The 20,445-nt window shown below is 58.3% G+C and carries 14 protein-coding genes; 5 read left to right on the top strand and 9 right to left on the bottom strand.

What is annotated here, in order from left to right; translation table 11 throughout:
- The first annotated feature begins 356 nt into the window (after positions 1 to 356).
- The gene (locus HY2_RS02110; protein WP_034824225.1) at positions 357 to 821 is read left to right on the top strand and encodes a hypothetical protein; all 465 of its coding nucleotides are present in this window, start codon (positions 357 to 359) and stop codon (positions 819 to 821) included.
- 72 nt (positions 822 to 893) lie between these two features.
- On the opposite strand, the gene HY2_RS02105 is transcribed toward HY2_RS02110, so the two are convergent.
- The 4 genes from HY2_RS02105 to polA form a co-directional block, all read right to left on the bottom strand.
- Positions 894 to 1,832 (bottom strand): hypothetical protein, encoded by a 939-nt coding sequence (locus tag HY2_RS02105; protein ID WP_146617189.1) that lies wholly within the window; start codon positions 1,830 to 1,832, stop codon positions 894 to 896.
- Positions 1,833 to 1,908: 76 nt separating this feature from the next.
- Entirely contained in the window at positions 1,909 to 3,744 is a 1,836-nt protein-coding gene (ilvD, locus tag HY2_RS02100) for a dihydroxy-acid dehydratase (protein ID WP_267895820.1), read from the bottom strand.
- Positions 3,745 to 3,915: 171 nt separating this feature from the next.
- On the bottom strand, positions 3,916 to 4,941 hold the full coding sequence (locus HY2_RS02095; RefSeq protein ID WP_034824219.1) for a pyridoxal-phosphate dependent enzyme: 1,026 nt from the start codon (positions 4,939 to 4,941) through the stop codon (positions 3,916 to 3,918).
- A gap of 239 nt (positions 4,942 to 5,180) precedes the next feature.
- Positions 5,181 to 7,970 (bottom strand): DNA polymerase I, encoded by a 2,790-nt coding sequence (gene polA / locus HY2_RS02090; protein ID WP_034824217.1) that lies wholly within the window; start codon positions 7,968 to 7,970, stop codon positions 5,181 to 5,183.
- A 258-nt stretch (positions 7,971 to 8,228) separates the two neighbouring features.
- On the opposite strand from polA, the gene HY2_RS02080 reads away from it, so the two are divergent.
- Positions 8,229 to 9,245: an NADP-dependent oxidoreductase gene (locus tag HY2_RS02080; protein WP_206740979.1), complete on the top strand. Its 1,017-nt coding sequence runs from the start codon at positions 8,229 to 8,231 to the stop codon at positions 9,243 to 9,245.
- A gap of 119 nt (positions 9,246 to 9,364) precedes the next feature.
- Here HY2_RS02080 and HY2_RS02075 read toward each other — a convergent pair whose 3' ends face one another.
- From HY2_RS02075 to HY2_RS02060, 4 genes are read right to left on the bottom strand one after another with little or no spacing between them, the layout of a single operon-like run.
- Positions 9,365 to 10,807, bottom strand: a complete 1,443-nt coding sequence (locus tag HY2_RS02075) for an SLC13 family permease (protein WP_034824211.1) — start codon at positions 10,805 to 10,807, stop codon at positions 9,365 to 9,367.
- Positions 10,808 to 11,965, bottom strand: coding sequence for a cystathionine beta-lyase (metC, locus tag HY2_RS02070; protein WP_034824209.1), 1,158 nt, complete (start codon positions 11,963 to 11,965; stop codon positions 10,808 to 10,810).
- Positions 11,962 to 12,807: a sulfurtransferase gene (locus HY2_RS02065; RefSeq protein WP_034824207.1), complete on the bottom strand. Its 846-nt coding sequence runs from the start codon at positions 12,805 to 12,807 to the stop codon at positions 11,962 to 11,964. The genes metC and HY2_RS02065 overlap by 4 nt, the downstream gene beginning before the upstream one ends.
- 3 nt (positions 12,808 to 12,810) lie before the next feature.
- The gene (locus tag HY2_RS02060) at positions 12,811 to 13,815 is read right to left on the bottom strand and encodes a cysteine synthase A (protein ID WP_034824307.1); all 1,005 of its coding nucleotides are present in this window, start codon (positions 13,813 to 13,815) and stop codon (positions 12,811 to 12,813) included.
- A 191-nt stretch (positions 13,816 to 14,006) separates the two neighbouring features.
- Here HY2_RS02060 and HY2_RS16565 point away from each other — a divergent pair, with 191 nt between their 5' ends.
- The 3 genes from HY2_RS16565 (at position 14,007) to HY2_RS02045 (ending at position 17,775) form a co-directional block, all read left to right on the top strand.
- Positions 14,007 to 14,537, top strand: a complete 531-nt coding sequence (locus HY2_RS16565) for a cupin domain-containing protein (RefSeq protein WP_051594626.1) — start codon at positions 14,007 to 14,009, stop codon at positions 14,535 to 14,537.
- Complete coding sequence (locus HY2_RS02050; RefSeq protein WP_051594625.1) at positions 14,534 to 15,202, top strand: DUF6134 family protein; 669 nt, start codon at positions 14,534 to 14,536, stop codon at positions 15,200 to 15,202. The genes HY2_RS16565 and HY2_RS02050 overlap by 4 nt, the downstream gene beginning before the upstream one ends.
- Before the next feature lie 245 nt (positions 15,203 to 15,447).
- The gene (locus HY2_RS02045) at positions 15,448 to 17,775 is read left to right on the top strand and encodes a putative bifunctional diguanylate cyclase/phosphodiesterase (protein WP_233346782.1); all 2,328 of its coding nucleotides are present in this window, start codon (positions 15,448 to 15,450) and stop codon (positions 17,773 to 17,775) included.
- Between the two features lie 69 nt (positions 17,776 to 17,844).
- On the opposite strand, the gene HY2_RS02040 is transcribed toward HY2_RS02045, so the two are convergent.
- The gene (locus HY2_RS02040) at positions 17,845 to 20,364 is read right to left on the bottom strand and encodes an AsmA family protein (RefSeq protein WP_034824204.1); all 2,520 of its coding nucleotides are present in this window, start codon (positions 20,362 to 20,364) and stop codon (positions 17,845 to 17,847) included.
- Between the last annotated feature and the right edge of the window lie 81 nt (positions 20,365 to 20,445).

The following is a 20,445-nucleotide window of genomic DNA, read 5'->3' as shown; positions in this document are numbered from 1 at the left end:
GGTTCGCGCCACGGCAAAAGCCCTCCTTAACTGCATTTCCAATGAAAACAGCCGACTAGGGCGAGCGCTTGCTCACATTACGGCAATTTAAGGAAGAATGGGGCGCATTTGCCTTGTTCTGCTGCGGTTGCCCGCACTCGCGCTTTGACTTCGCTCAGCATGAGCGCTTCTCTAGTACAGAGTCATCCTGCCCCCCTTCCGGACTCATCCTGAGCGAAGTCGAAGGATGAAGCCACAGAGGGACAAGCCCCCGGATCATCCCCTTATCCACCCCCTGAGCTGCCCCATCCTGCTGCAAACATTGGCGCGAAAATATAGTTTTCCGACACCTCCGTATCCGGATGTATACTGGGCCCATGTCGTTCTTTCATCCTCCCAAGGGCTTTCCGCCACATCTGGAGATCATGTGGCCGCTGATCTGGGCGCAGCTTGTTCTGCTGCGCGCAGCGATCCGCATGACCTATGGGAGGGGTGTTCAGTATCACTGGAGCGTCACGCCGAACGGCCGCGTCTACCTGTCATCAATTGACTATATTCCGGGGCAGAAGACAGCGCAGCACGATCTGCCACACGCGCGCCCGGCCAGTGACCGCCTCGCCGCCGCCTGCGACGGCCGCGCCTTTATCCCGGCGTATACGGACCTGAACTCCCTCTCCCTCGGGCTTGTGAGGAAAGGCGGACGCACTGCGTCCGCCCGAGCAAGGGCAGGGGTGAGGGGCAACGCATGTGCCATACTTGGTGCACTTTCGGCGGCTCTACGCCCCCTCATCCCCAACCCCTTCTCCCTTGGAAGAAGGGACTTGCCCCTGCCGGAAACCTGACCGCGAACCTCAGCCCGGAAAACAAACCACCCCCCAAGCGCCCTCACAGGCGTCGCAGGTGCTTCGCTTGCATCATTCTTCGACCGGGGTAGTCTCGGAATCAACGTTGGCGCTGCCTTCTTCTGGGGCCTTGTTGGTCTCCGCTTCAGCGGCTTTTAGAAGCATAAGCATTTTTACGACATCTTCGAATGTGGCCATCCGAACCGCCTTGGGCTCCTTGAAGACCTCGACCTTTACACCTGTAATTTTTCCATTTTTGCGGCGATCAGCGGTCAGTTTGAATTCGCCCTGAAAGCGCGAGATTGTGGCGGTGCCGTCCTCATCAAACTTCACTTTGCTTCTTCCAAGAGAAGACCAGTCATCACCTTCAGAGACTCGGGTAGCGACGGTTATCCAGTCAGACCGGAACATGTCGACAACAACCTGGATTTTCATCGGATGCTCGAAATCGACGGCCTGTTCCTCGATATGTGGCATCGGGCCAACCATACCCGATGGTGACAGAGGTTTTGCGTTTTGTGGCGTACCTCCGGATGTCTCGATGTAACGAGCCTGTTCGGAACCTTCCCAGAAGATGCATACAGCATCCTTTTTGTCGAACCTTGGCACACACCACTCAATCGGATTGTTGTGTTCGTTCAAGTTTTTTCTGAAGCTGTATGTCGATGATATCTGCAAGCTGAACTGGCGGGCGTAAGCGGGGGACCCTGCCGGAATGATGTTCGTTCCGCCATACGGGTCAGTCCATTCCAATGCATCGGTGATGATGGCGGTCCGTTCGTTCTCGACTAGGAACTCCATCATGGCGTCATTTTCTTTCAGGGTTCCCGGAAAGGATTTGGCCGATCCTTCGACAGGTCCAAAGCCCATCGGCTTTCCATCCTCGCGCCATTCTGGTGGCGCCTCTTCACTGGGTACTGTGTAGGTTGTGGCGCAGGCGGTCACATTCGCCAGCAAGGCGAAAATCATCGTTTTCTTGAGCAAGAAATACCCCTCCAAATAGCCAACCACTCCAGCTGGCCAGGGGCATGTTTGTCAACTTTCGATTGTGCGACTTTTTGGCTTTGCGCAGTGCTGTTCAGGCTGCTTACGGATCCAGCCGCACAGCGCCCTGCGAGGCATTGCCCACATGAGCCGCGTAGACCTTCAGGGCACGGCTCACTTTGCGGGGGCGCTCTTCGACCGGTTTCCAAGCCTTGTCGCCTTTGGCTTCCATCGCGGCACGGCGGCGCGCGATTTCAGCATCGTCGATCTTCGCATGGATGGTGCGGTTCGGGATGTCGATCTCGATGATGTCGCCTTCTTCGACAAGGCCGATCAGGCCGCCTTCCGCCGCTTCCGGGCTGACATGGCCAATCGAAAGACCGGACGTGCCGCCGGAGAAGCGGCCATCGGTGATCAGCGCGCAGGCTTTGCCCAGCTTCATCGATTTCAGGTATGAAGTCGGGTACAGCATTTCCTGCATGCCCGGTCCGCCGCGCGGGCCTTCATAGCGGATGATGACCACATCGCCGGCTTTGACTTCCTTGCTCAGGATGCGCTTGCAGGCCTCTTCCTGGCTTTCGCAGACAATCGCCGGGCCGGAGAATTTCAGGATGGAATCATCGACGCCCGCCGTTTTCACGACACAGCCTTGCTCGGCGATGTTGCCGAACAGAACGGCCAGGCCGCCATCCTGAGAGAAGGCATGATCGGCGGAGCGGATGACGCCGCCTGCGCGGTCCTGGTCCAGTTCCTTGTAGCGGCGCGACTGGCTGAAGGCCTGCGTCGTGCGCACGCCGCCCGGCGCGGCCAGGAACAGTTCCTGCACGTCCGGATCATTGGAGGTGGTGATGTCCCAGGTCTGGATCGCTTCTTCCAGCGTCGCGGAATGGATCGTCGCAACGGACGTGTCCAGCTTGCCCGCGCGGTTCAGCTCTCCCAAAATGCCGAAGATGCCGCCAGCGCGGTGCACGTCTTCCATGTGCACATTGGCAACCGCGGGCGCGACCTTGCACAGGCAAGGCGTCTGACGGCTCAGGCGGTCGATATCGTCCAGCGTGAAGTCCACCTCGCCTTCGCGGGCAATGGCCAGCAGGTGCAGGATCGTATTGGTCGAGCCGCCCATGGCGATGTCCAGCGTCATGGCGTTCTCGAATGCGGCCTTGGTGGCAATGCCGCGGGACGACACGGCCGTGTTCCCATTGTCGTAATAATCCTTGGTCAGCTCCACGATGCGGCGGCCCGCGCGGCGGAACAGTTTTTCCCGGTCAGCATGGGTCGCAAGCGTCGAGCCATTGCCGGGCAGGGCGAGGCCCAGCGCCTCAGCAAGGCAGTTCATGGAGTTCGCCGTGAACATGCCGGAGCAGGAGCCGCAGGTCGGGCAGGCACCCTGCTCGAAGGCTTCAACCTCGGCATCGGTCCGGTCCGGATTGGCCGCTTCGATCATCGCGTCGATCAGGTCGACCGAGCGCAGCTCGCCATCAATATCGACCTTGCCAGCCTCCATCGGCCCGCCGGAGACGAACACGACCGGAATATCCAGGCGCAGCGCCGCCATCATCATGCCGGGCGTGATCTTGTCGCAATTGGAGATGCACACCATCGCATCGGCGCAGTGGGCATTGACCATATACTCGACGCTGTCGGCGATCACTTCGCGGCTCGGCAGCGAGTACAGCATGCCGTCATGACCCATCGCGATGCCGTCATCGACGGCAATCGTGTTGAATTCCTTGGCCACACCGCCTGCCGCCTCGATCTCACGAGCGACCAGCTGGCCAAGGTCTTTCAGGTGAACATGGCCCGGCACGAACTGGGTGAAAGAGTTCACGACCGCAATAATCGGCTTCCCGAAATCACCATCCTTCATGCCAGTGGCGCGCCACAGGCCGCGTGCGCCTGCCATGTTGCGTCCATGGGTCGATGTGCGGGAACGATACAGAACTGCCACTTTGTGCCTCTTTACTCGACGTGTCGGCATTTGATCGGTCAAATGCCCTTGCGGTGCAAATAGACCCCAGTCCGGGGTTTATCAACGGTGATTGTCGCGCAGCGCGCTTGCCTGCGCGGTAGGGGCAGGCGCAGGCCTTGGGTTTGCGAAGGTCAGTATTTGCTAGGCGTTGGCCCGCATCACCTGCTTCATGGAGGCGATAATCGGACTCAATTCCGCATAGGCGGCATCATAGTCCGCGCGATCGACGGACGGCAGATAGCGGCCCTCGAACTCATCCACGTAACGCTCATCACCATCGGCGCAGATGCATACGGCGCTGCGCGGGCCATCCTGTTCGGACAACCATTGCATGGCACCCAGCATCACGCCCACACTGGACAGGCCGACCTCGGCCAGCTTGTGCTCATGCAACAGCGCGAACGCGGCCAGAACGGCGGGTTCCTGCACGCGCAGCATGGCTGGCGGCGGGGTAATCTCAGCGAAGGTGGACCGGCGCTGGCTGCCATAGCCGGGGATCTTCAGCTTTTCGCCATCGCTATCATCCGGCGCGACAAAGGCGCAGGAGCCTTGCGGCTCGACCAGGAAGAGCGGCGTCTTGTCCTGATGCGCCCGCAAATAATCTGTGAAGCCGCGCGCTGTGCCGCCAGAAGAAGACGTGGCGAAACAGGCATCAAACGGGCCTTGCGCGAACACTTCCGGCGCGGTCCAGTTCTGGTGGGAGGCCGGGTTCAGGAAGTTGGCGTACTGGTCCAGAAACACCATGCCCTCGGCCTTGGCGATCTCACCAGCCACGCGCATCCGGGCGGCATTGGAGGATTCGCCGGGCTGCGCCTCAGCGATCACCAGCCGGGCACCCGCCTTGCGGATGCCCTCGGCATTATAGGCGCTGATCGAGGGGGAGGAGACAATTGTCGCTTCAATGCCCTGGCGCTCGCAGATGCAGGCGAGGGCGTTGCCATAATTGCCGGATGAGGCGTCCACGACCGCCGTGACGGGGCCTTGCGCTTCTATCGTGCGCGACAGGATATACCAGGCCACACGGTCCTTGATTGATCCGAATTCATTGAGGCGCTCTTCCTTGATCAGCAATTCATGCTGATGATCGCCAATCTGGATGCTGAACCGGGTGAGGGGCGTGTGGCCAATTTTGAAGGGACACTCATTCGGAGCGGAATTAAATGGCATGAGTCTGCCTCGGTCTCTATTGCGACTCTGCATAGCTAGCAGCCTGAGCGCCTTACGAACATGTGACAACTGCGATTCAGAAAATTTCCTGAAAGATACGATCACTTGCTGCACAGGCAAGTGATCTTCGCGGCATAGGTGAGCTGGAATTGGGAAGATTTCCCAATTTGCAGTCATATGACGAGGCACGGAAGGTGTCAGGCGGGGGGCTAGGGCAGGAAGGCCCTCTCCTGTCCCGCCTAGTGCGCTTCGGCCCAGTTCTTGGCGGCGCGCGCCTCTACTTCCAGCGGCACGGACAGCTGCAAGGCCGGTCCAGCGGCGCCCTGCATGGTTGCCTGCGCCACCTCGATCAGCTTGTCGGCTTCTTTCTCGGGGCATTCGAAGACGAGTTCGTCATGCACCTGCAACAGCATCCTTGCCTTTAGCCCCGCATCGGCTAGCGCGTCCGGCATACGGATCATGGCGCGTTTGATGATGTCTGCGGCTGAGCCCTGGATTGGCGCGTTGATGGCCTGACGCTCCGCAAAAGCCTTTTGCGGGCCTTTGGACTGGATGCCGGACAGATTGATCTTCCGTCCAAACGCGGTCGTGACATAGCCATGCTCTTTGGCGAAGGCCTTGGTCTCGTCCATATAAGCGCGGATGCCAGGAAAGCGTTTGAAATAGGTCTTGATGTAGTCGCTGGCCTCAGACTGTGGAATGCCCAGCTGGCGGGCGAGGCCGAAGCCGGAAATGCCGTAGATGATGCCGAAATTGATGGCCTTGGCCTGACGGCGCACCATTGGGTCCATGCCCTCAATCGGCACACCGAACATCTCGCTGGCGGTCATGGCGTGAATGTCGAGGCCTTCCTTGAAGGCGCTTTTCAGCGCATCAATGTCGGCAATATGGGCCAATATGCGCAGCTCGATCTGGCTATAGTCGGCGCTGACGAGCACATTGCCCTTCTCGGCGATGAAGGCCTCTCGGATCTTGCGGCCTTCTTCCGTCCGCACCGGGATGTTCTGCAGGTTCGGATCGGTTGAGGAAAGCCGCCCTGTCTGCGCAACCGCCATGGAGAAGCTGGTGTGAACACGGCCCGTGTTCTTGTTGATCGCGGCTTGCAGGGCCTCAGTATAAGTGGAGCGCAGCTTGGACAGGGTGCGCCAGTCCACAATCGTGCGCGGCAGACCATGGCCCGCCGCGGCCAGACCTTCCAGCACATCGGCATCGGTTTGCCATGCGCCGGATTTCGTCCGCTTGCCGCCTTCCAGGCCCATCTCGTCGAACAGAATTTCGCCCAGCTGTTTAGGGCTGCCAATGTTGAACTCTCGGCCTGCCTGCTCATAGGCTTCGGCCTCCAGCGCGGCCATGCGCTGGGAAAAGTCAGACGACAGGCGAGAGAGGCGGTCGCGGTCCACCTTGATACCTTCCTGCTCCATCCTTGCTAGCACAGGCACCAGCGGACGTTCCAGCGTCTCGTAGACTGTCGTGACCTTTTCCGGGCGCAGTTGAGGCTTGAAAATGTGCCACAGGCGCAGCGTGACGTCGGCATCTTCGGCGGCGTATTCCGTCGCCTTGTCCAGCGCGATCTTATCGAATGTGACTTGAGATTTTCCGGTGCCCGCAATCTCCTTGAACGGAATGGTATTGTGCTGAAGGTAGCGTTCAGACAGCGTGTCCATGCCGTGATTGTGCTTGCCCGCATTCAGAACATAGGACAGCAGCATCGTGTCATCTATGGGTGCGACATCAATCTTGTGTGTCGAAAAGATGGAGAGATCATATTTGATGTTCTGGCCAATCTTCAGGACAGACGGATCTTCCAGCATCGGCTTCAAGGCGCGCAGGGCATCCTTCATGCGGATCTGGCGCGGAGGGTCTGCACCGAACATGTCGCCATCACCCGCCCCGTCCGGATCGACATGAGCGAGCGGTATGTAGCACGCTTCGTTTGGGGATAGCGCCAGGGAGACGCCGACAAGATTTGCCGCAATCGAGTCGAGGCTGTCCGTCTCAGTATCGACAGCCACATAGCCCTGCTTTGTGGCGCGGGCGACCCAGTCTTCCAGAACCTCAAACTCGCGCACGCAGACATATTTGCTGCGGTCGATCGGGTCTTCCGCAGGCTGAGCGCTTTCGATCGCACCTTCCAGTTCCATCATTTCGCGCACGCGGCGGGTGATAGTGCGGAATTCCATTTCCTCCAGGAAGCTGATCAGTGTGTCCGGGTCAGGATCCTGAACGGCCAGGTCTTCCAGCGGCAGTTCCAGCGGCACGTCATCCTTCAGGGTGACGAGCTGTTTGGAGATGCGGATCAGGTCCTCATTCTCGATCAGCGTCTGGCGACGCTTTGGCTGTTTGATCTCCCCGGCGCGTTCCAGCAGCGTTTCGAGATCGCCATACTCATCCAGCAATTGCGCGGCGGTCTTCACGCCAATGCCGGGGGCGCCGGGCACATTGTCCACGCTGTCGCCAGCCAGAGACTGGATGTCGACCACCTTTTCCGGGCCGACGCCAAACTTCTCGAACACTTCCTCACGGCCCAGCGTGCGGTTCTTCATCGTGTCCAGCATCACCACCTTGTCAGAGACGAGCTGCATCAGATCCTTGTCCGAAGACACGATGGTCACGCGCGCGCCCTTCGCCTCGGCCTGGCGGGCATAGGTCGCGATCAAATCGTCGGCTTCGAAGCCTTCCATCTCGATGGCATGGGCGGCAAAGGCCTCGGCAGCGCGGCGCACCAGCGGGAATTGCGGGCGCAGCTCCTCCGGCGGCTCGGGGCGGTTGGCCTTGTACTGGTCGTACAATTCATTGCGGAAGGTGATGGAGGATTTGTCGAAGATGCAAGCAAAATGCGTCGGGCGGTCATCGCCTTTCAAATCTTCCAGCAGCTTGAACAACATGTTGCAGAAGCCGCTGACCGCACCAATCGGCAGGCCGTCACTCTGCCGCGTCAGGGGTGGCAGGGCATGGAAGGCGCGGAAAATATACGCGCTGGCATCCACTAGATAGAGATGACTGTCCTTGTCGACGGGGGCAGTGGCCATGGGTCAAGAATCCTCTGTTGCTGGCAGGTGTAGCCGCTGTTGCGTGCGGCGTCACCCACCCTCGGCCCCGGACCTCAGCCAGTCCGAGAGAAGCCCTGCACAAGATTGTTCATAGCCCGGCCTTCACGGCCGCCATCATGCTGATTGCGATCCTGCTGTTCGTGTATTCACTCTGGCTGACGCGGCGAGGTGTCTTGCGCTGAAGCGGTTTCGGTCTAGCCTCTCTGCCAGACATAGGGAGGATCAATCATGACCGAGATGAACAAGACCTGGATTTTGCGCAAGCGGCCTGAGGGCGAGGTAAAGGAAGGCGATCTCGAACTGGTTGAAAGCCCGCTGGAGCCCCTGAAAGAAGGCGAAGTGCGCACGCGCCTTATCTATCTATCGCTGGACCCGACCAATCGTATTTGGATGAGCGATGTGGACGCCTATCTACCGCCGGTCGGGATTGGCGATCCGATGCGCGGGGGCGGTCTGGCGGTCGTGACCGAAAGCCAGTTTGACGGGCTGTCGCCGGGCGACATTGTGAATACGGGGCTCGGCTCCTGGTCTCTATATTCCACACATTCGGGGCAAACGCTGACCGCGCTGCCAAAACTGCCTGGCGTACCGCTGACCGCCTTTATGGGGCCGCTCGGGGCGACGGGCATGACGGCCTATTTCGGCCTGATGGATATCGGCAAGCCGAAGGCAGGCGAGACGGTCGTCGTCTCAGCGGCGGCGGGAGCTGTGGGCTCGATGGTCGGCCAGATTGCGAAGATTCAGGGTTGCCGGGTTGTCGGCATCGCAGGCAGTGATGAGAAGTGCAAATGGTTGACCGAGACGGCCGGCTTCGATGCGGCGATTAATTACAAGTCTGAAGATGTCGGCGCGGCGCTGGACAAGCACTGCCCGAATGGCATCGACGTGAATTTCGAGAATGTCGGCGGCAAGATCATGGACCAGGTGATCGCCCGGCTGAATGATTTCTCCCGAATGCCGCTCTGCGGCCTGATCAGCACCTACAACGCTACCGAGCCGGTGCCCGGACCTTACAATTTCTCAAACTTGCTGATGCGGCGAACCCTAGTAAAGGGCTTCATCGTGATCGACTATTTCCCGCGATTCCCGGAAGGCATGCAGCAAATGGCTGGCTGGCTGATGGAGGGCAAGCTCAAATTCGAAACAGATATTGTGAAAGGGCTGGAGAATGCTCCGGTCAGTCTTTCCCGTCTGTTCGAGGGTAAGAACCTCGGCAAGCTGATCGTCGAGGTCAGCGAGCCGCCTGCCAATTAAGACAGCACAGGTTCAGGCCGCGTTCAGCTTGTCCCCTTGATAAGAGACGCAGCAAAGTCTGGGTCGGGGACTGCGCTGAGTGTTTCTGGGGGAGTTTCGCGCTGATGCGCTGAGTTCCCCTAGAGCACGAGCGGCGCGATCCAGTAGCCGACAGCGGCGATGATCACAATTCCGAGCAGATTGACGTAGAGCCCTCGGCGGATCATCTGCTGCATGGGCACTTCGTTCGTTGCGTAGACAATGGCGTTCGGCGCGGTCGCAACGGGCAGCATAAACGCACATGACGCAGCTACGGCCGCCGGGGCCAGCAAGGTGGCCGGGGCCACACCCACCGCAATGCCGAGTGCGCCCAGGATCGGAGCCAACGTCGTCATGGTCGCGACATTGGAGGTCAGCTCAGTCAGAAAGATCACCAGCGCCACAACACTGACAATGAAAAAGAGCGGAGGCAGGCTGTTCAGAACTTCGAGATTTTCCCCGATCCAGGCCGAGAGGCCTGTGCGGGAGACCGCATTGCCGAGGGCTATACCACCACCAAACAGCACCAGCACACCCCAGGGCAGGCGCTCTGCCTCTTCCCAGTTCAGAATAGCGCGATCTTCGCCGCCGCCCGCCGGTATCAGGAACATCAGCACGGCGCCGAACATGGCGATCATCATGTCGATTTCCGCCCCGCCAAAGCCTTCGAGCAGGGAGATGTCCACCGCGCGCAGGGCAATCTCGATAGGCAGACGCAGCACCCATAGGGCGGCGGTCAGACCAAACACAATTGCTGCGCGGGATTCCTGCGGTGTGATCTTCCCCATTTCGCGGCGTTGCCGGCGAACATTTGCGATGATTTCATCCCCATCGTCCATATGAGGCACACCACGCGTCACGCTCCACCAGGCGCAAGGCAAAAGAAGCGCGACTGTCGGGATGCCAAAGGCCATCCATTGTGGAAAGCCGATATTGGCGTCGACCTCGTTTTGCAGCCAGTTGATCGCGATCAAATTTGTCGGCGTGCCAATCGGTGTTGCAACGCCTCCAATCGAGGCCGCGTAACAAATGCCCAGCAATAACGCGACGGTGAACTTCTTGGAACATGCGCCAAGAACTGTTGCGGCAGACAGCGCGATAGGCACCATCATCAGTGTTGAGGCCGTATTCGAAATCCACATGGACAGCAGCGCTGTCGCCAGCATGAAGCCGAAGATTAGCGCATAGGGGTGTGCACCAACGCGGCTGACCACGTTCAGGGCGATGCGCTTGTGCAGATTCCAGCGCTCAATGCCCATCGCGATGATGAAGCCGCCGAGCAGGAGCAACACAATATGGCTGGCATAGTCTGCGCCAACGACTTTGGGTCTGCCAGCCCCGATCAGCGGAAGCACAAACAGAGGCAACAGGGATGTGGCGGGAATGGGAATGGCCTCAGTTGCCCACCAGACCGCCATCAGCGCCATCAGGCAGGCCGTGCCCCATGCCGCGTCATTCAGGCCTGCGGGGGCTCCAACCAGCCACATCAGCCCTGCCAGGGCTGGGCCAAGGACCAGGCCAATTCTGCGCGCTGTCCACTGCACCTAGACGTCTGCCATGGCGACGAAACCGGCCTCAAGATCCGCAAGCAGATCCGAAGTCGCTTCAAGGCCAATGTGAATGCGCATCAACGGGCCTGCGCGGGTTTGCGTCCAGCTGTCTTGCATACGAGTCAGTTGCTGGTCGCACGGGATGATCAAGCTTTCAAAGCCGCCCCAGGAGAAGCCCATGCTGAACAGGCTGAGAGCACCAATGAACTTGTCCACGGCTTCTGGCGGGGTGTCTTTCAGAATGAAGGAGAACAGCCCGCATGCGCCCGTAAAGTCACGCTTCCATATAGCATGGTCAGGGTGTGTCGGCAGGGCCGGGTGGATAACCTGTGCCACTTCCGGACGGTGGGTCAGCCAGTTTGCCACTTCCAGACCAGCCGCCTCATGTGCCTTGAGACGTGTTGCCAGAGAGCGCAGGCCACGCAGCGATGTATAGGCATCATCCGGGGAGAGACTGATGCCCCAATCCTCGGACGTGTCGGCCACCTCCTGAGCGATGCGCGTGTCACGGGTCATCACAGCGCCGGCGAAGACATCAGAATGGCCAACGACATATTTTGTCAGTGCCTGAATGGAGATGTCGACACCCAAATCCAGCGGCTTGTGATACAGGCCCGCGCCCCAGGTATTGTCCAGCGCGGTGCGGATGCCGTGTTTCCTTGCGATCTCTACGATGGCGGGCGTATCGCTGATCTCGAATGTCAGTGACCCGGGGGCTTCGAGATAGATCAGTTTTGTGTTCGGGCGAACCAGGGCTTGAATGCCTTCACCAATGCGAGGATCAAACCGGCTCGACTCGACGCCCATGCGCTCAAGACGCCGTTCGCAGAACCGTGATGTCGGGCCATAGGTGGAGTCCGAATACAGGACATGATCGCCCGCTTTCACCTGACTGGCGATGGCCAGCGTGCAGGCTTGCAGGCCATTGGAGGTGAGGCGTACGTGCCGGGCATTTTCCAGTTCGCACAAGGCTGCTTCCAGTTCGCGGTGCACCGTCAGTCCCATCCGTCCATAGCCGGGCTTTGCGCCATATAGGCGGTCTGCTGTATCGAACAGAAGGGTCGATGCACGTTCCACCGGCGGATTGACTGTCTTGCTTGGCAGTCTGTCTTTGCGGGTGTGGATGATGCGTGTTTCTAATTGCTTGCTCATGCTTCGCCCGTCGCAATCGGGCGGCTTGAATCCGAGGCCCATTCTGTCCACGAACCATCATAGACGGCAACATCCCAATTGCCTAGGCGGGCCAGGGCAAGCGCGGTGACTGCGGCAGAGACGCCGGACCCGCAGGTGGTGATGAGAGGCCTGCTAGTGTCCGGGAACAGGGGTTTCAGTGCGTCAGCCGATTTCATCTTTCCGCTTTCATCGCTCAGCATGCTGGATGGGACAGATATGCTGCCGGGGATATGTCCGGACGGCAGGCCTTCGCGTGGCTCGGGTGCCTCGCCGGTAAAGCGATCCTTGGAGCGGGCATCAATGATCGTGTGTGTCTTGCCTTCGGAGGCCGCCACCATCTGGGTGACATCCTTGACCAAGTCCGAGCGAACACGGGCTGTGAAATGGCGCTCCATGGGAACAGGGGGCATGTCTTCGGTCTCACCGCCCACATCGATCCAGGCTTGCAGGCCGCCATCCAGAACTTTCACATCCTGATGGCCCATGACGCGCAGCATCCACCACACCCTGGCAGCGCCGAACATATTGAACTGGTCATAGACAACAATGCGGTTGCCATCGCCAATGCCAAGCTTACGCACGCGGGAGGAGAACATGACAGGGTCCGGCAGCATATGGGGCAGGTCTGTGCCGCCAGCTTTGATGGCATCAATGTCGAAATGCACCGCGCCTGGAATATGGCAGTTTGACCAGAGTTGCCGTCCGGTTTCATCCCGGTTCAGGAAAGGTGGAATCCATGTGGCATCCACCACCCGGACATCCGGGGCCGAGATGTTTTCCTTCAGCCATTGGGCGGTTACGAGCGGGTCACCGGATTCCATGTCTTATGTCTCCATCCAGGCTGGTACGGGCAGGTCTTTTGATTTCAGGAAGTCCGGATTGTAAAGCTTGGTCTGGTAGCGGTTCCCATAGTCACACAGCACGGTCACGATGGTGTGGCCGGGGCCGAGGTCCCTCGCCATCTGCACAGCGCCGGCAATGTTGACGCCCGCTGAGCCGCCAAGGCACAGGCCTTCATGCTCCACCAAGTCAAACAGGATATTGAGTGCTTCGGCATCGGTACAGCGATAGGCGCGGTCCACTTCGATGCCTTCCAAATTTGCCGTGATGCGGCCCTGACCGATGCCTTCCGTGATGGAGGTGCCTTCGGACTTTAGTTCCCCATTTTTGTAATATTCATAGAGGGCTGCGCCGCCGGGATCTGCGATGCCGATCTGAACGGCCTTGCTCTTTTCCTTCAGGGCCATGGAGACACCGCCCAGCGTGCCACCCGATCCAACGGCGCAGATGAAGGCATCCAGCTTGCCGTCTGTCTGTGTCCAGATTTCCTGACCGGTGGTTTCGTAATGAGATTTGCGGTTGGCGGTATTGTCGAACTGGTTGGCCCAGATCGCGCCATTCGGTTCTGACTTCGCCATATCTTCCGCCAGGCGGCGGGAGAAGTGCTGGTAATTGTTCGGATTGGCATAGGGGACCGCGTCCACCTCAATCAGCTCTGCGCCGAGCAGGCGGATGGCGTCTTTCTTCTCCTGGCTCTGCGTCCGCGGCATGACGATCACGACGCGATAGCCAAGCGCTGCGCCCACAAGCGCGAGGCCAATGCCGGTATTCCCGGCGGTGCCCTCAACGATCGTGCCGCCGGGCTTCAGCGCGCCGGAGGCCTCGGCATCCCGAACGATGCCGAGAGCCGGACGGTCTTTCACAGACTGGCCGGGATTCAGGAACTCGCACTTGCCGAGGATCTCGCAGCCAGTCTCCTCAGAAACCTTGTTGAGCCTGAGCAGGGGCGTATTGCCGATGAGGTCAATGACTGAGCGATGAAGCTTCATCTGTTTTCCGGTCCGATTCTGATCATTCTGTTCCCGCAAAAGCTAGAGCGCCTGACGGCAGAGTACAACCGCCACAGGAGCGCATGCACTTGATGTGATCCAGCTGAGCCTGCGCTGCGTAATAAAAGATAGCTGATTACGAATGCAAAGAGGTCTTAGTCTTGACCAGTCCGGATACTTATACAGCCTTCATGATGGATCATGTCGCGGGAAATCATTCTGCCGCCTTTGAACTGGCTGGGGATCTGCACGTGATGTTGAGTTCCGAAGGCACCGAAGCGGCCGCTTGGTGGGCGGCGATTGGCGGGGCCTTGCTGGAAGAAGGCCCCCTTGCGGCACCGGTGCACAAGGTCTCCACGCTTAGCGCGGCTGAGGTGCGGCACAAGCCGCAGGCGAGCGTTGATGGGCTGATCCGCCAAATAGACAAGGGACCGCGTTGGCGCCGTGGACTTACCGGCGTGCGCTATGCGGCGACCGGAACGACAGGGGCGCGGCTGATGAAGCTGGAGCCCGGCCAGAGTGTGCCCAAGCACGGCCATGCCGATCTGGAAGCAACCGTTGTCATCCAGGGGCGTTTCTCTGACGGGCACGGCACTTACAAACGTGGTGATCTGGTTCTGGGAGAGCCGGGCATGCGTCACAAGCCACAGGCGGTAGGTGATGAGGCCTGTGTCTGCCTTGTCGCTCAAAAACCGGGCGGTTTCTGGAGGAATTTTATATGATTACTCGCATCGGAGCAGGTTTGCTGAGTGTGGCCATGCTGGCCAGCACGGCGAAGGCCAAGACAGAAACCCCGAGATGGAGTCCGCAGGCTGGAGATGTGATCCAGTTTGATGTTCTGAGGAAGGGCAAGCCCTTTGGCACTCACACGGTGAGCTTTGACCGCGATGCTGAGGGGCGGCTGATTGCGCGCTCTCAGGTCGAACTGAAAGCAGGGCTCGGGCCGATTACGGTGTTTCGCTACAATCTGGATGCGACGGAAGTCTGGCAGGATGGTGAGCTTGTCTCCCTGGACGGACGCGTGGATGATGATGGTGAAAAGGGTCAGGTCGAAGCCGAGCGCGAAGGGGCTCTGCTGGAGGTCAACGGCACTGAGTTTCAGGGCGAGGTCGACGGCAAAATCCTGCCCTCCAGCCACTGGAATTTTGCCCAGACTCAGGCGAGCGAATTGCTCTCGACCGAGGATGGCGAAATCCTGAAAGTCTCCGTTTCCGATCAGGGCACCGAGACCATTGAAGCAGCAGGACAGCCTGTTCAGACAACCAGGTATCTGATGGATTCAGATATTGATGTCACGCTCTGGTACGATGATGCAGGGCGCTGGATGAAACTGGCCTTTACTGCACGCGGGCAGAATATCGAGTATGTTCTGACGAATTCTTATTAAGCATCTCGGATTGATATAGTATATTGTAAATATGAAACTTTTTTGGGATTTTTGTTTCTCTCGGGAGGGATGTGATTAATTCGGTCTGATCAATTCCAAGGCTTTGGCTACTCTCATGTTCATGACCTGCTGATAGCTGCTGTCCATTCGCAATCGTGACTTAATGTGACGGAGCAGGGTGGATCATGAAATTTGTGGGCTGGGGAAGCGCCCATCGCAGGTCTATGAGAGACTTGGTGGGTGATATGAAAATGTCAGACAAGCATGCGCACGAGCTGAAACTCAAGCAGCTCTCTTTCGTGCGCCAACTGACCACGATCATGGTGCTGACAAGCATCCTGAACGTTGTGGTTGTCCTCTTCTGTTTTCGCGATACGCTTGTTTTTAATAGTTTGCTGATCTGGACCGCTGCAGTGGTGGTTCTCAACATTGTCAGCGTAGCCCGGAAGTATCATCTCGACCGTTCTAAAGTGTCGGTTGAGAGGGCGCTGAATTTCTATGTCAGATTGGCGTTGTCCCATGGCCTGATCTGGGGGGCCGTGCCTTTCCTCGTCATGCACACGGCAGACAATCAGGGCCATATGATTTTGGGCATACAGCTGGCAGGGATCATGTTTGCAGGGTCATTCCTGCAATCACGTATCCCTCTTGCCGCTTACGCCTTCATGTTTCCGATCAGCCTGGGCGTAGCGGGATCGATGATTTTTACCGGAAATCCGCAAGATCAGTTTGTTGCGGTTCTGTCCCTTGTTTATCTGGCTGTGCTGCTTCTGGCTGTGCGCTGGTCGCATGAGCAATTCATCGAGCAGCAATTGAACGCCGCCGCCGTGAAGGAGCAGTCACAAGTCATTTCCCTGCTGCTTCGGGATTTTGAGGAAAGTACGTCCGACTGGCTCTGGCAAACCGATACGGACGGAGTCCTTATGGAAATTCCGCTGGCCGTGGAAGGTGTCGAGCACGAGAATGACAATGTCATGATCGGCAACACGCTGGTCTCGCTATTTCAGCGTGATGAGTCTTCCTGGGTTCTGGAGACCAGCCTGATGCGCAAAGAGAGTTTCAGGGATCTGGTTATGAAGGTGCAGAATGTGGGAGATGACCGCTGGTGGTCTCTCACTGGAAAGCCCATCTATGAGGATGGTGTTTTCAAAGGCTTCCGCGGCGTGGCCAAGGATGTCACGCAGTCCAAGGAGATCGAGGACCGTATTGCCTATATGGCCCACTATGATGGCCTGACGGGGCTGCCCAACAGGGTGAGCATGCAAGAGCAGCTTGAAAAGGCCATGCGCAAGCCCTTGATCCCGCAGATGAGTCGCGCGCTTGTCTGGCTGGACCTCGACAATTTCAAATGGGTGAATGACACGCTTGGTCACCCGGCAGGCGACGAGTTGCTGCAACATGTTGGGGCCCGCCTTCAGGAAGTCTGCGATGAGCGTGACGTTGTGGCCCGCATTAGCGGCGACGAGTTTGCTCTGATTGTGGAACGCCCGTCAGATGGTCAGTTGGAAACCTTTCTAGACAGACTGACAGACTATTTGAGCGAGCCCTATGACTTGTGGGGCTCAACGGCGAATTGTTCGGCCTCTGTCGGCGTGCGTTTGTTCGATAGTGAGATGACGGATTCCAGGGTCATTCTGAAGCATGCTGACTTAGCGCTTTATCAGGCCAAGAAAGTAGGTAAGGCCAATTGGTGCATGTTCACGCAGGAGCTGGACGACCGTGCCCGGGCGCGGCTTCAGGTCGAGTCCGACTTGCATCACGCCGTAAACGAAAATGAGTTCAAGGTTTACTTCCAGCCGCAAGTTAATGCGCATACGCATCAAATTGTCGGATGCGAGACACTGGTGCGCTGGCAGCACCCGACGCGCGGCCTAGTCTATCCGGGTGAGTTCATCGAGCATGCCGAAGACAATGGCCTTATCACGCGGATCGGAGATTGGGTTCTGCGGGCTGCCCTGTCGGAAGCTCGCAAACTACCAGAACATATTCGCATCTCTGTGAATATCTCTCCGGTCCAGATCCATTCGGCGAATTTGATCCCGACCATCGTACACGCCATCGCGGCCAACAATATTGACCCGAGCCGTCTCGAACTTGAGGTCACCGAGAATGTGCTTATGTCGGATACCGAGTTCACGCTACAGCGCCTTCACCAGTTGAAGGAAATTGGAATTCGCATCGCTCTCGACGATTTCGGGACAGGCTATTCATCGCTGTCATATCTGCGCCGCTTTCCGTTTGATCGCATCAAGATTGATAAGAGCTTTGTGCGGGATATCGAAACGCGCTCTGACAGCCGGTCCATTGCGGTTGCGACGCTGTCACTGGCCAAGTCCCTTGGTATGCGCTGTACGGCTGAGGGTGTGGAAACGCGATACCAGGCAGACTTCCTGCGCGATTGCGGTTGCGATGAACTCCAAGGCTTTTTCATCAGCCGGGCACAGCCTCTTGAGAAGCTGCAGCACATGATCGAATTGAAGAAAGTTCAGGAGAAAGTCACCCTGATCCAGGACCAGAGGGACTTCATGTCACGTCGGGCCTCTGAAATGCACAGGACCGAAAAAGCTAGCTGATCCGTATCGGCTTTGAAGGTGGGAGAGGGGGCCATTCTGCCCCCCCTGTTTTTTTGTGTCTGGCTAAAGCTAGTCTTCCTTGGACTTCCGCCCGAACAGACTGCCTATGGCCTCAATGGCCTTATCTTCGTCGCTCTTCTGGTCAGCCTCTTCCGTGTCGGTCTTGTCTTTGTTCTGGATGCCGAGCAGGCCGCTGAGGACATCTTCCGTGGTGTTGGAAGATGGATCTGAAGACTCATCTCCTCCTCCGAGGCGCTTTGTCAGTTCGTCACGCAGGCGATTGCCAAGCTCTGCTTCCAGCGCGGATTGTACACCACTCAAATCAGGAGAGATCTTCACATTGGTCCAGCTGCCGGACACGCGGATCGGGACAGGAATGCCGTTCAGCTGCACCACGCTGCCGTCCCCCTTGCCGCTCTTGTCGATGCTGGTCGCCAGACGCAGGTCGAGGGCCTGCCCTCCAAGATTGATGGTGCCCGTCCCGTCTACGCCCAGAACCGGGTTCAGAAGTTTCATGACATCCACATTGGCCACACCCTTGTTGATGGTCAGAATGGTATCGAAATTGGTGAAGTCCGTTTCGGCACTGGAGGAGACAGCGGAGCTGAGATCCAGTCCGGCGAGGCCGCCGCTGGATAGCGCACTTTTCAGAGACGATGTGCTGCGCACCAACTGGGCCACATTGATTCCCTTTAGGGCGCCGTCTTCAAGGTTTGCCGAGACCCTGCCGTCGAGGGCTTTCATGATCTCGTCGATTGAGGCGCCGGACGCGCTGGCATCGAGAGAGAGTTCCCCTTTGCCGGTCAGCCGGTCAAAGCTGGCCAGTGTGCCCAGCATTTCCGATACCAGCACGCTGTTGCCGGTCATGTTGAAGGCGACACTTGGCTTGGCCTTGCGGGCATCAAGCGTCATTTTACCGGCCCAGTTGCCACCGAAGGCGCCGAATTTGGACAGGTCTGCGGTGAGCTGTCCATCCAGCAGCTTTGCGACGAGGACAGCATCGGTCAGTTTTACATCGCCAATGGTCAGCGTGTCTGCGTGGATGTTCAGATCCGCGTTGACGCTTTGCAGGCCGACCAGGTCCAGCGGCTCCTTGCTCCATCCCGTGGTGGCTGGCTTGTCCTTTGTGGCAGTATCTTCACTGCCAAGGAATGGCGTCAGGTCCAGCGTACCCATGTCGAGATTGCCTGTCAGGCGAGGTTTCTCACCGGACAGGTCTACGCCCGCTGTGCCAGTTGCTGTGATGTCGTCCAGCGTGAAGTTCAGCTTGTTGACGGTCAGCGCCTGAAACGTGCCGGAGATATCGCCCTTGGTGCTGAAACGCTGCAGCGTCTCGCCGGGCGGCAGCTCCATCTCAGCTGCTTTGAATAGGTCGCGCAGCTTGTTGCTCTTGGCATCAATGCTGCCATCAATACGGCCATTTCCGGCCAGCGAGACGTCACCATAATAAGTGGCGTTCAGCAGCTCCCCGCTATGGTCGGCGCTGATGTTTGACAGGACCAGCGCATCCATGGGGCCTTTGACCTTGCTGGTGACTTTAACTTTTTCCAGTGCTGCGCTGGCGGGAATGTCGAGGCCCAGCTGGCGCGTCAGTTCACCGGCTTGCGGACTGTCCACGGAAAGCTGGCCGTCCAGGCTCATTGGGTCACCGAGTGTCACTTTCCCAGTGTAGTTGGCCATTAGTACATCACTTTTGACGCCCATCTGCTCAAAGTCGATGACCAGCGCGGAGAGCGGGCCGGAGACTTTCGCCACGATATTCGCCGTGCCCAGCGCTTCGACATTCACAGGCGGCGTGATTCCCGTGAAGGCGATGAGCCCTGGCAAGTTGTCGGAAGAGAATCGCAGACCCCCATCGATATTGCCCTCGTCGCCCAGCTGCAGCGCGCCCTGGAAGGAGATATTTCCCATATCTGCCATCTCGAACATTAGCAGGGCTTCCGTTGGAGCGTTCGTCAGCAGCGAGTCAGGCGAATCAAGTTCGAGGCTGAGGTCAAAGGCGTGGTTCTGGAACTTGCCGTCAGCTTCTGCGGAGAGGGGCTGGTCCATGTCGCGCAGGCTGGCCTCAAGATTGAAGTCCTTTAGCTCATAGGTCATGCCGGTCGAATCGTCCTGATAGGTCAGGGAGGCGTTCTGCAGACGAGCCTTGCCGATACTGGCCTTCACACTGCCGCTGCCTTCAGAATCGGGGGTGTCTTCCTGGGACTTGCCAGCTCCAAACTGCCAGTTGGTTTCGCCATCTGCACGCTTCTGAAGGAAGACATCCGCGTCAACAAAGGTGATCTCCTGCACATCCACTTTGCCTGACAGCAGGGGCAGCCATTTGACAGATCCGCGCAATTCACCTGCCATGATCATGCTGTCGCGGGCAAATCCCTCTGGATTCGCAACAGTCACACCATCAATGCTGGCCGAAATACGCGGGAAAACCGAAATCGAGACATCACCTGTCAGTTCCACATCCCGGTTCAGGGCACTGGTCGCGGCGCTTTCAATTCGCGCCTTGTAGGCCGATTTCGGGATAAAGAACGGCACTGTCAGCGCAGCAATCACCAGCACAGCGCCACAGATAAGAAGAATGCGTTTCATGAATCGGGTCTTTCAGGCTTTTCAACGGTATAATGGCCGACAATGTGTCGAGGGAATGACTGAAAATGCAGTATAATACAT

This window comes from Hyphomonas pacifica (genome assembly GCF_000682675.1).
GTDB lineage: Bacteria > Pseudomonadota > Alphaproteobacteria > Caulobacterales > Hyphomonadaceae > Hyphomonas > Hyphomonas pacifica.
Note: the sequence above shows the minus strand (reverse complement) of the source record. Positions and strands in the feature narration are given on the sequence as shown.